Source organism: Acidimicrobiales bacterium, assembly GCA_035630295.1.
Classification (GTDB): Bacteria; Actinomycetota; Acidimicrobiia; order Acidimicrobiales; family Iamiaceae; genus Iamia.
On sequence record DASQKY010000053.1, the window covers coordinates 21,643 to 36,144 of the forward strand.

Below are 14,502 nucleotides of genomic sequence, written 5' to 3' on the forward strand. Positions count from 1 at the left end.
CGCGGCGACGGTAGCACCGGGGCGTGGCCGACCGGTCGGGGCGGGGGGCGTAGCCTGCAGGCCATGGCCCGGGACGTCGCCGCGCCGGGCGCGGCCCCCGCCGGCGAGCCGCCGGTCCTCGATCCGGCCGGGGGCGCCGCCCGCACCGCTCCCCGGCCCCCGCTCATCGACGAGACCTCGGCCTTCCGGCCCGCCATCCTGAGCGTCCGGGTGGCCACCACCGCGGTGTCCATCGTGCTGTGCAGCAGCGCGCTGGCCTCGGCCAACTGGACGGCCATCGGTTGGGGCACGGTGGTGGTGGCCTACAACGTGCTGCGCCTGTTCCGCCCCCTGCGCATCCAGCAGGACACGGCCAGCCTGGTCTGGGTCCTGATCGAGGTGGGCATCCACCTCATCGCCGTCATCGCCACCGGCTACTGGACCTCGCCGTTCACGTTCTCCCTGCTCACCGCCATCATGGTGGCCGGCTTCGCCCGGGGCTTCGGCTTCGCGGTGCGGATCGGCGCCGCCTCGGTGCTGGCCGTCGCCCTCCCCTACCTGGTCTCGGAGGGGACGGCCCGGGAGGAGCTGCAGACCGCCCTCCAGTGGGCCACCCTGCTGTTCCTGGTGGCCGCGGTGGCCGGCTACGCCCGCCACATCAACGTCGAGGCCGAGCGCTCCCACTCCCTGGCCCTCGACCGGCTGGGGCGCCTGTCGGACGCCAACGCCCTGCTGTTCGCCCTGCACCGGGTGGCCCAGAGCCTGCCCAGCTCGCTCGACCTGGACGAGGTGCTGGACTCCACCAACCGCCGGGTCGAGGACCTGTTCTCCTACGACGCCGCCGCCGTGCTGCTCTTCGACGACACCGGCGGCGGGTGGCGGACGGTCCGCACCCTGGGCAACCGGCTGCCCCCCTCGTGGGCCGAGGGCGAGCTGCCGACGCCGGCCGAGCGGGCGGTGCGGACCCGGACCCTGGTCAACGAGCCCGACCTGGCCCGGGGCGACGGGCCGGGCCTGGGGCTGGAGAGCCGGTGCGGCCTCTACGCGCCGCTGGTGGGCCGGGAGCGGGTCATCGGCCTGGTGGTGGTGGAGCGCACCGAGGCCCAGCAGTTCTCCGAGCGCGACGCCGAGCTGCTGGACGGGTTCGTGGCCCCCGCCGCCCTGGCCGTGGACAACGCCCTGTGGTTCAGCCGGCTGCGGACCGTGGGGGCCGACGAGGAGCGCACCCGCATCGCCCGCGACCTGCACGACCGCATCGGCCAGTCCCTGGCCTACCTGGCCTTCGAGCTGGACCGCATCGTCAAGGCCGACACCCGGGGCGACGCCGTGGGGGCGCCGCTGGAGCGGCTCCGCGACGACGTCCGGGGCGTGATCGGCGAGGTGCGGGACACGCTCTACGACCTGCGCACCGACGTGTCCGAGGCCTCGGACCTGCCGTCCACCCTGACCGAGTACGTGGAGCGGCTGCGGGGCCGGAGCAAGGTGGACGTCCACCTCGACCTGCGGGTCCAGCTCCGGCTGCCCATCCGCCAGGAGCGGGAGCTGTTCCGCATCGCCCAGGAGGCGCTGGCCAACGTGGAGCGCCACAGCGGGGCCCGCCGCTGCCTGGTGCGCTGGTGGTGCGAGGAGGGCGCGGCGCTGCTGGAGGTGCGGGACGACGGGCGCGGCTTCGCCGCCGGCCGGGCCGGGCGCCTCGACAGCTACGGCCTCCTGGGCATGCGGGAGCGGGCGGCCAGCATCGGCGCCACCCTCGACGTGGACAGCGTCGAAGGGGTGGGCTCGACCATCCGCTGCTACCTCCAGCCCGGCGCCGGCTGAGGGCGGTACTGTCGCCCCGATGTCCATACGCCTGGTGCTCGCCGATGACCACACCATGCTGCGGGACGGCCTGCGCCGCTCCCTGGAGGACGAGGGCTTCGAGGTCCTGGGCGAGGCCTCCGACGGGTTGGAGGCGGTGGACCTGGCCGCCCGCCTGCAGCCCGACGTGGTGCTGATGGACGTGACCATGCCCCACTGCGACGGCGTGGAGGCCACCCGCCGCATCCGGGCCGCCCAGCCCGAGGTGCGGGTGGTGATGCTGACCATGCACGCCGATCGTGAGGTGCTCCAGGCCGCCCTGGCCGCGGGGGCGGCCGGCTACCTGGTCAAGGACTGCTCCATCGACGAGATCGCCGAGACGGTCCGCATGGCCGTGGACGACGAGAGCAACGTCTCTCCCGCCATCGCCGCCTCCATGCTGGCCGAGGTCCGGCGCCTCGACGACACCGCGGGCGGGGGCCGGGCCGACGGCGCCCCCGACGACCAGCTCGTCACCAAGCGGGAGGTCGAGGTGCTCCAGCTCATCGCCGACGGGTGCAGCACCACCGAGGTGGCCGAGCGTCTGTTCATCAGCCAGAAGACGGTCAAGAACCACCTGGCGTCGATCTACCAGAAGCTCGACGCCCGGGACCGGACCCAGGCCGTGCTCCAGGCCGTCCGCAAGGGGATCGTGCGGCTGGGCTGAGGCCGCCTCAGCAGCTGTCGGGGAGGGGTTCCCCGTCGTGGGCGGCCCGGATGCAGCTCGACGAGCGGTTCAGGCCGCCGCTGTTGGACGAGCCGTAGAAGGCCAGGGCCCCGATGCAGACCAGGGCGATGAGGGCGACCAGGAGGCAGTACTCGACCAGCCCGGCGCCCCGCTCGTCGTGGCGGAGGCGGCGGCGGAGGTGGCGCACGGCGTCCAGCATGTCCGGTCCTTCCCTGGCGGGTGTGGGGCATCCATCGGCCGCGGGCCGGCGACCCTGATGGGTCGGATGGCCCAAATCGGGGCCGGGCCGGTCAGGCCGGCACGACCACCTGCCAGCGCTCGTCGCGGTGCACCACCCGCCAGCCCGCGTCACGGGCCAGGGCCCCGCCCAGGGGGCTCTCGGCCGGCCACAGCACGGCGGTGGCCCGGTACCGGGCCAGCACCGCGGGCCAGCCGGGCCCGGCGTCGAGCAGGGTGCGGTAGTCCTGGATCAGCGCCAGCGGGTACATGTCGACCCGGTCGTCGATGAAGGCGCCGGCCTCCTCGCCCCGCAGGGCCTCGCGGTAGTTGCCCACGTAGTCGGGGGCCACCACCCGGGCCTCGGGGCCCCACAGGCCCTCGTCCTCCATCCAGGCCACGGCGTCGACCGGGTAGGCGCCGAGGGCGGTGTGGGGGCCCTGGAGGGCGGCCACCCCGAACACGAGGGCCAGGACGGCCACGGCCACCGCGGCCGGGCGCAGGACGGCCCGGCGGACCCCGGCCACGGCCGGCCCCAGGTCGGGCACGGCGCCGGCCAGCACCGGGGCGGCCACCAGCAGGAACGGCGCCCCGTTGCGGGTGGCGGTGAGGGCCAGGCCCCCGAAGGCCACCAGGGGCAGGGCGGCTCGCCAGCTCGGCCGGCGGGCCAGCCCCAGCGCACCGGCCAGCAGCACGGCCAGGACCAGGGACTGGGCCAGGGTGTCGTAGCCCGGGGGCTGCCACTCGGCCACCGACCGGAAGGCCTCGGACTTGCCCCCGACGAGGGCCGGGAAGAGCAGCAGGCGGGGCCCGAGGGGGTTGACGGCCCCCAGGGCCAGCCCGGCCGCGGCCCAGCCCAGCACTCGCCGCTCGCCGCCCCAGGCGCCGGTGTCGAGGCGGGTGCCCACGGCCAGCAGGACGAGCAGCGCCAGGGCCAGGGGGAACGAGCCGTGGGTGTTGACCCACACCCAGCCGGCGGGGACGAGCCAGCGGGGGTCGAGGCGCCCCTCCGCGGCCAGCAGCACCAGGGCCAGGCCGATCAGGCCGAACAGCAGCGGGCGCCCGGACCACAGGTCGGGGGCGGCGGCCAGGACGGCGGCGGTGACCGCCACCCGCACCGCCACCGAGCGGGACCGGGCGGTCAGGGCCCAGACCAGCACGCCGAGGGCGGCGCACAGGGCGCCGTTGAGCAGGCGGACGGCGCCCAGGCCCCCGAGCTCCTCGGTCCCGGCGTAGACCAGCGAGGCCAGCCAGCTCTGGACCACCCAGGGGTCGCCGGCGGCGGTGAAGGAGTAGGGGTCGACCCGGGGCACGCCCCCCCGCTCCAGGATCAGGCGCCCGGTGGCCAGGTGGGTCAGGAAGCTGTTGTCGTGCAGGCGGGTCACGCCCACCAGCAGGCCCCAGGTGCCGGCCAGGGCGGCCAGCACCGGGCCCAGGCCCAGGCCCGCACCCGGGCGGGGGCCGGAGCCGTCGGGGGCGGGGGCGGGCGCCGGCCGGGGGCCGGGAGGGCGCAGCGTCGCCGGGCCGTCCACGACCGGGGCCGTCACTTGGCGAAGCCCTCCATGATGTTCAGCACGGCCGGGCCCAGGACCACGATGAACAGGGCCGGGAACACGCAGAACACCATGGGGATCAGCATCTTGACCGGCGCCTTCTGGGCCTTCTCCTGGGCCCGCTGCTTGCGCTTGATGCGCATCTCCTCGGCCTGGGCCCGCAGGACCCGGCCGATGGACACGCCGAAGGTGTCGGCCTGGATGATGGCCAGCACGAAGGACCGCAGCTCGGGCACGTTGCACCGGCGCTCCATGTTGCGCATGGCGTCGCCCCGGCTGGCCCCGGCCCGGACCTCGCCCAGCATGCGGATGAACTCGTCGGTGAGGGGCCCGGGCACGGCGTTGACGGTGCGGTCGAGGGCCTGCTCGAACCCGAGGCCGGCCTCGACCGAGATGACCAGCAGGTCGAGGACGTCGGGCAGCTTGGTGCGGATGGCCGTGCGGCGCTCCTCGACCCGGCGGCCCAGCAGCACGTCGGGCCCCTTGAACAGGAGGAGCCCGCCCACGCCGGCCAGGGCGATGCCCATCATCCCCGACATCTTCATGACCCCGAGCACGAAGATGACCCAGGGCACGACCATGATCTGCAGGAGGGTGCGGGCCACCATGAAGCGCTCGAAGGTCTTGGAGCCCAGGTGGCCCAGGGCCAGGAACTGCTGGCGGATCTTCTGGACCGAGCCGATGGGCGTGAAGCGCTTGCCCAGGGACAGGAGGCCCTGGAACACGGGGGCCACGGCCCGCTCGGTGACCGGCTTGAGCAGCTCCTGGTCACGGACGTTGGTGACCTCGTAGCCGTCGAGCTGGCGCAGCGAGGCCCGGATGGTGGCCCGCTCGTCGGCCTGGCCCAGCACGGTGACGAGGGCGACCACGATGGCCGCGAAGACGAGGGCGAGTCCCAGGATGAGCATGTGTCCTCAGCTCTCGGAGCAGGGGTGGGCGGGCAGGTGGGGGCACACGGTCAGATCTCGATGGTGATGCACTTCTTCATCCACACGAAGCCGATGCCCATGGTCAGGGCGGCCACCCCCAGGAGGATGTGGCCCAGGGACTGCGAGAACAGGGGCTCCATGTACGAGGGGTTCATCACGTACATGATCAGGCCCAGGGCGATGGGCATGATGCCGAGGATGATGGCGCTCATCTTCCCCTCGGCGGTGAGGGAGGCCACGTCCCGGCGCAGCCGCTCGCGCCCGATCATGGTGTCCGACACGGTCATCAGCAGCTCGGAGAGGTTGCCGCCCACCTCGCGCTGGATGCCGATGGCCATGATGGCCCACTCGAAGTCCTTGCTCTGGACCCGCATGGCCGCGGCCTGGAGGGCGTCCTCCAGCTCCCGACCCAGCCGGGCCTCGGTCATGGCCCGGCGCAGCTCGCGGCCCATGGGCCCGTCGGACTCGTTGGCCACGGCGTCGACGCCCTGCACCAGCGAGTAGCCGGCCCGCAGGGAGCCGGACAGGAGCTGGAGCATGTCGGGGAGCTGGGAGTTGAACTTCTTGTGGCGGCGCCGGCCCAGGAAGCTGAGCACGGCCAGGGGCACCAGGAAGCCGATGCCGCCGAAGACCAGGAGGCCGATGAGGCCCATGACGGGGAAGCCCAGGAGGGTGACGACCAGGGCGCCGGCCCCGTAGAAGAACAGGGCCTCGGCGGCCCGGAGGGGCAGGTCGGCCTGCTCCAGCTTGGCCTCCACCTTGACCAGGATCCCCTGCTTGTCGGCGATCTCCCCGGTGAGCTCCACGGCCCGCTGGATGAAGGCGGTCTGGGCGTAGCCCTCGTCGCCCTCCAGGGCGGCGGGGCCGGGCTCGGTGTACTGCTGGAGCATGGTGTCGAGGCTGGACTCGTCCTTGGACGTGAGGGCGGCCACGGCCACCACGGCCAGGGCGACGGCCAGGCCGCCGGCCGCCACCACGATGATGAGCCCCACGTCGCCCCGCAGGATGTCCGGCATGAGCGAGCGGGACACGGTGGGCGGGGCCAGGTTGGCCTGGCCCTGCGACACCGCCCCGGGCACGTAGGTGGTGCGCACGCTCTCGTTGCCGACCGAGATCTCCAGGTCGGTGGCGCCCTGCTCGCCCCCGCCGGCGAAGGTCACGACGTACTGGTTGGCCAGGGCCTGCTTCACCTGCTCCAGGCCGGCCTGCAGGTCCTCGGGGCCGGGGGCGGGGATGATGGCACCGCCGGCGGAGGCCACCACCGAGGCGATGGCGTCGGAGTCGACGTGCTGCTGGGCGTCGTAGGCCAGGGCGAAGACCGCGGCCCCCGACGTGGTCACCGCCGAGGTGGCCTGGGCCTCGGTGGTGTCCTGGTCGTTGTAGCCGTCGGTGACGAGGACGATGTTGGGCTGGAGCTCGCTGTCGGGCTCGAAGAGGGAGGCGGCCCGGCGCAGCCCGCCCCACAGGGCGGTGTCGCCGTCGGCGGGGGCGGAGATCCGGCCGATGGCGTCGCCCAGGTCCTCCTTGTCGGTGGTGATGGGGCTGAGCACCCGGACCTCGGTCTCGAAGGTGACGAGGCCCATGGCCTCGTTGCCCTCCAGGTCGTCGACCAGGGTGCGCAGGGTGTCCTGGACGGCGGCCACGCCGCCGTTGCGGGCCATGGAGCGCGACGTGTCCACGGCCACCACGATGGCCGTCTCCACCCCGGCCGTGGCCAGGGGCACCGGCGGGCTGTGCTCGACCTCGCGACCGCCCTGGCGCACCACGAGGTCCTCGAGGGCCCGGCGCTCGCCGTTCCAGATGAACGAGGTGCGCACCGCCTCGGGGTCGCTGGCGTCGACCTTGCGGACGGACAGGCGGGCGAGCTGGCCGTCGGACTCCTGGCCCAGCACCGCGGGGCCGGCCGCCACCACCAGGCAGGCCAGGAACGAGGCCGCCAGCCCGGCCAGGAGCCGGGTCCGGGGCCGGCGGTCGGCGGACCCGGCGCTCATCGGGCCACGCCCCGGCGGGCGAACTGCTCGGGGGTGAAGACCTCGGGGCCGAGGCGGATGCCGAGGTCCTGCAGCTTCTCGGCGAACTTGGGCCGGGTGCCGGTGGCCTTCAGGTGGCCCCGGAACCGGCCGTGCTCGTCGACGCCCATCCCGTAGTCGAACATGAAGATGTCCTGCATGGTGATGGTGTCGCCCTCCATGCCCTGGACCTCGGAGATGTTGATGACCCGGCGGGAGCCGTCCCGGAGGCGCCCGATCTGCACCACGGCGTCGACGGCCGAGGAGATCTGGTGGCGGATGGCGGCCAGCGGCAGGTCGTAGCCGGCCATCAGCACCAGGGTCTCCAGGCGGGCCATGCAGTCGCGGGCGGTGTTGGCGTGGATGGTGGTGAGCGACCCGTCGTGGCCGGTGTTCATGGCCTGGAGCATGTCCAGGGCCTCGCCGCCACGGCACTCGCCCACCACGATGCGGTCGGGCCGCATGCGGAGGGTGTTCTTGACCAGGTCGCGGATGGCGATGGCGCCCTTGCCCTCGATGTTGGGGGGCCGGGCCTCCAGGGCCAGCACGTGCTCCTGGTGGAGCTGCAGCTCCTTGGCGTCCTCGACGGTGACGATGCGCTCGTCGCCCGGGATGAACGACGACAGCACGTTGAGCATGGTCGTCTTGCCGGTGCCGGTGCCGCCCGAGACGATGATGTTCAGCTTGCCCACCACCATGGCCTGGAGGAACCGGGCCGACGCCGCGTTGAGGGTGCCGAAGCGGATCAGGTCGTCGATCTGGAAGGGGTCCTTGGAGAACTTCCGGATGGTGAGGAACGGCCCGCCCACGGCCAGCGGGTGGATCACCGCGTTGACCCGGGAGCCGTCGGGGAGGCGGGCGTCGCACAGGGGGGTGGCCTCGTCGATGCGCCGGCCCACCTGGGCCACGATCTTGTCGATGATGCGCCGCAGGTGCTGCTCGTCCACGAAGGTGGCGTTGGTCTTCTCGACCTTGCCGGCCCGCTCCACGAAGACGTTCTCGGGGCCGTTGACCATGACCTCGGTGATCTCGTCGCTGCGCAGCAGGCGGTCGATGGGCCCGTAGCCCAGGATGTCGTCGGACACGTCCTGGATGAGCTGGGCCTTGTCGGCGGCCGAGAGCGGGGCCCGCTCCTGGGCCAGGGCCGAGTGGAGCTGCTCGTGGACCCGGCGGCGGAGGTCGTCCTCGGTGAGCCGCTTGTCGTAGAGGATCGGCCCCAGCTCGTCGATGAGGTGGTGGTGGATCTTCTGCCGGAGCTCGTCGATCACCGGGTCCCGGCGCTTGACGGCGGCGAGACCCGCCTGCTGCGGGTTGGCTTCGTGGAGGCGCTTGTAGAGGGACATCGAGCCTCCATCGGCGCCGCCCGGCCGACTGTGAGAGCCCCTCCCGAGGTTCACCTTCCGTCATCGAAAGGCGACTCTCAGCGTTTGATCAGCGCTTCTTCTTCTTGCCGGCGCCGGCCGGGATGTACCGGTCGGCCAGGGTCTCGAAGGCCCGGGCGATCGAGCTGCGGGGGGCGTCGATGACGACCGGCGTGCTCTTGTTGATCGACTGGGGCACGACGATGTCACTGGGCAGCTGGGTCTCGGCCTTGATCTGCAGGGTCCGCTCGACCTCGCTGACGTCCAGGCGGACCTTGGTGTTGGCCCGGTTCAGCACCAGGTGGATCTTCGAGTTCGGCGTGTCGAGCATGCGCATGGTCTGCAGCCCGATCTTCACGTTCTTGATGTTGGGGATGTCCATCCCCGCCACCAGGAGGATGTCGTCGGAGTCCTCGATGAGGGTCAGCACCTTGTCGTCGAAGTAGGACGGCGTGTCCACGATGACGTACTTGGCCACCTTGCGGAGCTGGGCCACGATGGTCCGCACGTGCTCGGCGGAGATCTGGTCGGCGTAGGCCGGCTCCAACGGGGCGGGCATGACCTTCAGGCCCGACGGCGGGTGGGTCACCAGCAGGTTGTTGAGGAAGCCGCTGTCGAGCCGGTCGATGGAGTTCACGGCGTCGACGATGGTGTGCTGGGGGGCCAGCTTGAGCATGACGGCCACGTCGCCGAACTGGAGGTCGCAGTCGATCAGCACCACGGTCTCGTCGGTGCGCTGGGCCAGGGCCACGGCCAGGTTGGTGGCCACCACCGACTTGCCGGCGCCGCCCTTGGTGGAGAACACGGTGATGACCCGGCCGCCCTCACTGGGCTCGCCGTCGTCCAGGCCGAGACTGGCGGGACGGCCGTGCACGCCCACCGACTCGGCCACCCGGCGGCAGGCCTCCTGCAGCTGGGCGGTGTCGACCGGCGCCGCCAGCACGTCCTTCACGCCGGAGCGGATGGCCTGCTGGAACAGCTCGGTCGAGAGCTCGTCGGCCACCAGCACCGCCCCGACCTCGGGCCGGGGCTGGAGCACGGCGGCCAGCGTGGCCAGGTTGTACGGGTCGCCGCAGGAGGGACCGAGCACGACGACGGTGGGCGAGGAGTCGAGCTGGGCCGCGAAGTCCTCGAAGTGCTCGAAGTCGAACACCCCGGATCCCAGCTGCATCGCCAGGCGCGACCGGGCCGCGGAGTCGGCCTCGACCACGGCGACGTTGACGGGGGTGGGGGCTGACGAGCTCACCTGGCTGGATGCCTCCGGGGCCATCGGCGACCTCGGGTCGCGCATGCTGTCGTCGACAAGGTAACTCGTCACCGCTGGTTCACTCCCCGTCAGGACCGCTGGGGCCGTAGGGCGTCAGCTGCTCGCCGTCCTCGGCGGGCAGCGGGTCGGCGGCGTCCAGCGGTTCCTGGGGCACGGGCTCGTAGTCCCGGGACACCAGGTTGAGGTAGATGTTCTCGGGGGCGATGGCCGCGATGTACTGGGCCGCCCGGGTCGGGACGATGAGGGTGATCAGCCCGGCGTTGCTGGTCTCGGCGGGCACCGCGCCCTCCTCCTCGGAGGCGGCCGCCACCTCGCCGGGGGCCGCCACCGGCGTCTGGCCGATGGCCAGGATCTGGGCCTTCTGGTACACGTAGCGGGGGTCGGCCGAGAGGGCGCCGGTGCAGGAGCCGCCCTCGCCGGCCCCGGCTGCGCCCTCGTTCTCGGCCACGGGCGCGTCGCCCTCACCACCGGCGCTCTCGCAGGGCGGGGCGGACATGACGTTCACGTAGTCGCCGGGCTGGAGCAGGTTGGCCACGCCCCGGACCTGGTCCACGCTGATGGTGATGGCCACCTGGTCCTCGTCGTTGATCTTCTCCAACCGGTCGGCGAAGGTGGCCTGGACCACGGCCGGGTCGGCGAACATGTCGGTGGTGACGATCTGGTTGACGGCCAGGTCGGCGATGGCCACCTTGCCCCCGATGTCGTCGAGGCTGCGCACCGCGTTGGGCGGGAAGAACTTCTTGGGGATCTCGTCCTCGACGATGAGCCCCACCGCCGTCTCCTCGCCGTAGGTGCCCTTGGGCACCTGCTGCTTGACCACGAAGACCTTGACCCGCTCGGCGTCCCCGAAGGCCTCGTCCTTCACGGAGCCGACGTAGCCGTAGATCAGGAAGACGGCGATGGCCCCGACCGCCACGGCGGCGATGGTGATGAGGGTGCGTCGAGAGCCCACTGGGTTCCCCTTGTGGTGAGAGACGGTCCTGGCGGGAGCGGCGGGCGCCGCTCCTCATCCGTGCCCTCCCCTGTCGGCGCGAACGGCCGGGGGAACAAGGGTTTCGGCGGAGAACTTGCCGGGGGCTCAGCCCTCGGGCTGGTCAGCCGGGGTCTCCGCCGGGTCGCCGGGCGCCTCCTCGGCGGGAGCGTCGGCGGCGACCGGAGCCTCCTCGGCGACAGCATCGGCACCGGCCGGTGCATCGTCGGCGGCGGCCGGAGCCTCCTCGGCGGGAGCGTCGGTGGCGGCCGGGGCCTCCTCGGAGGCGGCGTCGGCCACGACGGCGGGCGGCTCGCCCTCGGCCACCGGGGCCTCACCGGTGGCGAAGCCCTGCTCGGCCTCGTACTCGGCCCAGGCCTCCTCCACCGCCGGGTCCTCGGCCCACTCGGCGCCGATGTAGTTGCCCTCGTTGTCGTAGGCGTGCTCGCCGAAGTGCTCCTGGTACTCGGCCGAGACCACGCCGCCCTCGGCGGCCTGCTTGATCGACAGGCTGATCCGCCGGCGCTGGAGGTCGAGGTCGATGATCTTGACCCACAGCTCCTCGCCCGGGGTGACCACCTGCTCGGGCAGGTCGACGTGGTGGGCCGACATCTCCGAGATGTGGACCAGGCCCTCGATGCCGTCGCCGACCTGGACGAACGCCCCGAACGGCACCAGCTTGGTGACCCGCCCGTAGACCAGCTCGCCCACCCGGTGGGAGGTGGCGAACTCCTGCCACGGATCCTGCTGGGTGGCCTTGAGCGACAGGCTGATGCGCTCGCGGTCACGATCGACGTCGAGCACCTGCACGCTGACCTCGTCGCCCACGGCCACCACCGAGCCGGGGTGGTCGACGTGCTTCCACGACAGCTCGGAGACGTGGATCAGGCCGTCCATGCCGCCCAGGTCCACGAAGGCACCGAAGTTGACCACGCTGGACACGACGCCCTTGCGGACCTCGCCCGGCTTCAGGTTGTCGAGGAACTCCTCGCGCTGCTCCTTCTGGGTCTCCTCCAGCCAGGCCCGGCGGGACAGCACCACGTTGTTGCGGTTCTTGTCCAGCTCGATGATCTTGGCCGTGAGCTCCTTGCCCACGTACGGCTGCAGGTCCCGGACCCGGCGCAGCTCCACCAGGGAGGCGGGCAGGAAGCCCCGGAGGCCGATGTCGAGGATCAGGCCGCCCTTGACCACCTCGATGACCGGGCCGGTGACCACGCCGTCGCGCTCCTTGGTGGCCTCGATGTCGCCCCAGGCCCGCTCGTACTGGGCCCGCTTCTTGGACAGGACCAGGCGGCCGTCCTTGTCCTCCTTGGTCAGGACCAGGGCCTCGATCCGGTCGCCGTAGGAGACGATCTCGGAGGGATCCACGTCGTTGCGGATCGACAGCTCACGGCTGGGGATGACGCCCTCGGTCTTGTAGCCGATGTCCAGCAGGACCTCGTCCTTGTCGACCTTGACGATCTTGCCCTCGACGATCTGCCCGTCCTCCACGCTGACCATCGAGGCGTCGACGGCGGCGTCGAAGTCGATCTCCAGGTCGTCGAAGGCGATCGTGCGGGGCACGTACTCCTCGACGGCGTCGGTGGGATCGGCGGTGAGGGTGGTCTGGTCGGACACGGAGGCTCTTCTCGTCGGGCAGGGAGTCGGGGGCGGCACCGGTGCCAACGCACGCGGGGCCGGGCGCCCGGCGGGCGCACAGGGGCGTCAGGCTACCCGGCCGGCCGGCCGCCCCGAAATGGCCGGCCCTCAGGGACGCCGGGCCACCAGCAGGTGCTCGGGGTGCTCCAGATCGGGGGGGCGGGCGGCGTAGCGGCCCGGCTCCACCGACCACACGTGCAGGGGCTCGAGGCCGGCCCCGCGGGCCAGCAGGCGCAGCTCCCGGGGGGTGAAGCAGGTGGTCCACAGGTCGACCTCGGCCTCGACGCCGGCGTCGTCGCGGATGGCGGTGCGCTCGTGGGCCACCCCGGCATCGGCGTCGAAGGTGCTCTCCCCCAGGTGGCGGACCTGGAAGTACGACGAGAAGGCCGACACCGCCAACCGGCCCCCGGGGCGCAGGGCCCGGGCCATCCCGGCCAGCACGGGGGCGTCGCTGGTGGGCTCCCCCAGGGCCGCGGCCCCCTCCCCGGCCGGGCCGCCCTGGAGGCCGAAGGCCCCCTGGCACAGCGAGATGGCGGCGTCGAAGTCGGCCTCGAAGCGCAGGTCACGGGCATCCTGGCGGCTGAAGGTGACCCCCGGCGGGGCATCCCGGCGGGCCACCTCCACGAACCGCTCGCTGATGTCGACGCCGTGCACCTCGATGCCCTGCCGGCCCAGGGCGTGGGCGTGGCGCCCGGGCCCGCAGCCCACGTCCAGCACCCGCATGCCCGGCTCCAGCGCCAGGGCCCCGGCCAGGAACCCCACCTCCTGCTCGGTGCCCTTGGTGAAGGAGTACCGCAGGTAGGTGGCCCCCATGTGCTCGGCCAGGTCCTCGAACCAGTGATCGTGGCTCATCCGACCATGGTGGCCTCCGGGCCCCCCCGGGACCGCTCCGGCGCTAGACAGTCAGCCCATGCGCCGCACGCTGACCGTCACCGCCACCGTCCTGCTCCTGCTGGCCGCCGCGGCCGCCTGCGGCGACGACGGGGACGGCGCCGAGGCCACGACCACCACCACCGGGTCCACCACGACCACCGGGCCGACCACCACGACCGGATCCACCACCACCGAGGGGCCGACCTCCACCGGCGAGGACGAGCCCGGCGGACCGGGCCCCGACGAGGAGGCCGTCGGCGTGGCCTGCCTGGAGGGCGAGATGGAGGTGGTCACGGTGGAGAGCCAGGGCGACATCCCCGGCCTGTCCGGCAGCGAGACCATCACCGCCACCGGCACCTCGCTGCACCTGGCCGTCCCCGAGGAGGGCACCTGGGTCATGGGCGGGACCGAGGGGGGCAAGCTCGACATCGAGGTCGCGCCGGGTGTCACCGGGACCCTGGCCGTGGCCGGGGCCCTGATCGGCAGCTACACCGAGAGCGACGAGGACGAGGTCCGCTTCGAGGTGGACGAGGCCGACGGGACGGCCACGGCCACCGTGGAGGGGGGGAACTTCGGGCCGGTGCCGCTGGACGAGCTGGCCGACCTGTTCTCACCCGAGGGCGAGGCCGAGGTGGCCTGTGCCGGTGACGAGGTCACCATCGACACCGACGGGGCCGCGCTGGTCCTCCGACGGTTGGAGGACACCCCGATCCTGGACGGCCTGGACCAGTAGGTCAGGCCGGCGGCTCGCCCTCGGCCGGCTGGTCCTCGGCGGGCTCGGCCTCCGGCTCCCCGGCGGGCTCGGCCGCCGCCGCCCCGTCGTCCGGGGCCTCGGCCTCGTCGACCGGGGGCAGGCCCTGCTCGTCGCGCAGCAGGGCGTCGAGGGCGGCCCGGTAGGCCTCCTCGGCCTCGATCCGCACCGCCCCGGGCAGGCCCCGGCGCCGCACGTCCTTCAGCCGGGCCGCGGCCCGCTCCTTGGCCTCGACCAGCTCCTCGTGGCGCCGCTCCCGGAGGCGGGCCTCGTTGCGCTCCCGGGCCCGGCGGCTCTGCTCGTCCCGCTCCGCCTGCTGGCGGTCGGCGAACACCCTGGCCGCCGAGTGCTGGGCCGTGCGACGGCCCTGGCGTGTGGCGAGGTCGGGGGTCGGCTCGACCCCTCCGGGTCGGCGGCGTCGGCGTGCGGGCA

At 73.0% G+C, this 14,502-nt stretch carries 13 protein-coding genes; 3 read left to right on the top strand and 10 right to left on the bottom strand.

Features of this window, described 5'->3' with window-relative positions; genetic code table 11:
* Window positions 1–63 precede the first annotated feature (63 nt).
* Together VEW93_15385 and VEW93_15390 are read left to right on the top strand one after the other, a co-directional pair.
* Window positions 64–1,797: a histidine kinase gene (locus VEW93_15385; GenBank protein HYI63173.1), complete on the top strand. Its 1,734-nt coding sequence runs from the start codon at window positions 64–66 to the stop codon at window positions 1,795–1,797.
* 19 nt (window positions 1,798–1,816) lie between these two features.
* The gene (locus VEW93_15390) at window positions 1,817–2,482 is read left to right on the top strand and encodes a response regulator transcription factor (GenBank protein ID HYI63174.1); all 666 of its coding nucleotides are present in this window, start codon (window positions 1,817–1,819) and stop codon (window positions 2,480–2,482) included.
* Between the two features lie 7 nt (window positions 2,483–2,489).
* Here the strand turns inward: VEW93_15390 and VEW93_15395 are convergent, their stop codons facing one another.
* The 9 genes from VEW93_15395 to VEW93_15435 all read right to left on the bottom strand — a co-directional run bounded on the left by VEW93_15395 (window position 2,490) and on the right by VEW93_15435 (window position 13,298).
* On the bottom strand, window positions 2,490–2,702 hold the full coding sequence (locus VEW93_15395; GenBank protein HYI63175.1) for a Flp family type IVb pilin: 213 nt from the start codon (window positions 2,700–2,702) through the stop codon (window positions 2,490–2,492).
* A gap of 91 nt (window positions 2,703–2,793) precedes the next feature.
* On the bottom strand, window positions 2,794–4,266 hold the full coding sequence (locus VEW93_15400) for a hypothetical protein (protein ID HYI63176.1): 1,473 nt from the start codon (window positions 4,264–4,266) through the stop codon (window positions 2,794–2,796).
* Window positions 4,263–5,180 (bottom strand): type II secretion system F family protein, encoded by a 918-nt coding sequence (locus VEW93_15405; protein HYI63177.1) that lies wholly within the window; start codon window positions 5,178–5,180, stop codon window positions 4,263–4,265. The genes VEW93_15400 and VEW93_15405 overlap by 4 nt, the downstream gene beginning before the upstream one ends.
* 50 nt (window positions 5,181–5,230) lie before the next feature.
* Complete coding sequence (locus VEW93_15410) at window positions 5,231–7,192, bottom strand: type II secretion system F family protein (GenBank protein ID HYI63178.1); 1,962 nt, start codon at window positions 7,190–7,192, stop codon at window positions 5,231–5,233.
* Entirely contained in the window at window positions 7,189–8,553 is a 1,365-nt protein-coding gene (locus VEW93_15415) for a CpaF family protein (protein HYI63179.1), read from the bottom strand. The genes VEW93_15410 and VEW93_15415 overlap by 4 nt, the downstream gene beginning before the upstream one ends.
* A gap of 88 nt (window positions 8,554–8,641) precedes the next feature.
* Window positions 8,642–9,817, bottom strand: coding sequence for a P-loop NTPase (locus VEW93_15420; protein ID HYI63180.1), 1,176 nt, complete (start codon window positions 9,815–9,817; stop codon window positions 8,642–8,644).
* A gap of 79 nt (window positions 9,818–9,896) precedes the next feature.
* Window positions 9,897–10,790, bottom strand: coding sequence for an RcpC/CpaB family pilus assembly protein (locus VEW93_15425; GenBank protein HYI63181.1), 894 nt, complete (start codon window positions 10,788–10,790; stop codon window positions 9,897–9,899).
* A gap of 126 nt (window positions 10,791–10,916) precedes the next feature.
* Entirely contained in the window at window positions 10,917–12,425 is a 1,509-nt protein-coding gene (gene rpsA / locus VEW93_15430; GenBank protein ID HYI63182.1) for a 30S ribosomal protein S1, read from the bottom strand.
* A gap of 129 nt (window positions 12,426–12,554) precedes the next feature.
* Entirely contained in the window at window positions 12,555–13,298 is a 744-nt protein-coding gene (locus VEW93_15435) for a class I SAM-dependent methyltransferase (GenBank protein ID HYI63183.1), read from the bottom strand.
* Between the two features lie 58 nt (window positions 13,299–13,356).
* Here VEW93_15435 and VEW93_15440 point away from each other — a divergent pair, with 58 nt between their 5' ends.
* On the top strand, window positions 13,357–14,052 hold the full coding sequence (locus VEW93_15440) for a hypothetical protein (GenBank protein ID HYI63184.1): 696 nt from the start codon (window positions 13,357–13,359) through the stop codon (window positions 14,050–14,052).
* 1 nt (window position 14,053) lies between these two features.
* On the opposite strand, the gene VEW93_15445 is transcribed toward VEW93_15440, so the two are convergent.
* On the bottom strand, window positions 14,054–14,404 hold the full coding sequence (locus VEW93_15445) for a hypothetical protein (GenBank protein ID HYI63185.1): 351 nt from the start codon (window positions 14,402–14,404) through the stop codon (window positions 14,054–14,056).
* Between the last annotated feature and the right edge of the window lie 98 nt (window positions 14,405–14,502).